This window comes from Alcanivorax sp. HI0044 (genome assembly GCF_001634945.1).
Genome location: NZ_LWEZ01001110.1, coordinates 1 through 559, shown reverse-complemented (window position 1 = coordinate 559; position 559 = coordinate 1). Strand labels below are relative to the sequence as shown.

At 54.9% G+C, this 559-nt stretch carries 1 protein-coding gene; it reads left to right on the top strand.

What is annotated here, in order from left to right:
- Positions 1-348 precede the first annotated feature (348 nt).
- On the top strand, positions 349-559 hold a 211-nt coding region (locus A3730_RS13170), incomplete at its 3' end, for a DnaB-like helicase N-terminal domain-containing protein (protein ID WP_304439497.1).

Sequence of the window (559 nt, the reverse complement as noted above, 5' to 3'; positions counted from 1 at the left end):
GGCGTTGCACGCCGAGGTAACTGTGACCATCAAACTGGCTGTGGTTCCTGCCGAGTAATCGGCAGAACTGACACTCGGTTTGCCCCCGCGGGGGCACGGTGACAGAATCAGGGCATTGTCCGAAACCTGTTTTCAGGTGGGGGCAGTGCCCTTTTTTGTTGAAGGGTAGTGCAAAGTTAAAAGTTTAAAGTTGAAACGCGAGTGGAGCCGGTGCGTTTTGAGCGGTCGGAGGCCGCGACTACAGCGTTGTCGAGGCTTATAGAATCTAGCGATGGGTGCATGCCCGGGTCGCGTTTCAACTTTAAACTTTGCTCTTTCAACTCTATTTCCCAACACGTTGGCTTATCCATGAATGAACCCATGTCGCTGGACAAACACCTGCCTGAGAACCTGCGTATTCCTCCCAATTCGGTGGAGGCGGAGCAGGCGGTACTGGGCGGTTTGCTACTCAATAACAGCGCCTGGGATGATGTGGCCGAGCGGGTGGGCGCGCGGGATTTCTACCGTAAGGAGCACCGCCTGATTTTCGAGGTGATTGCCCAGCTGGTGGAAGAGGAAA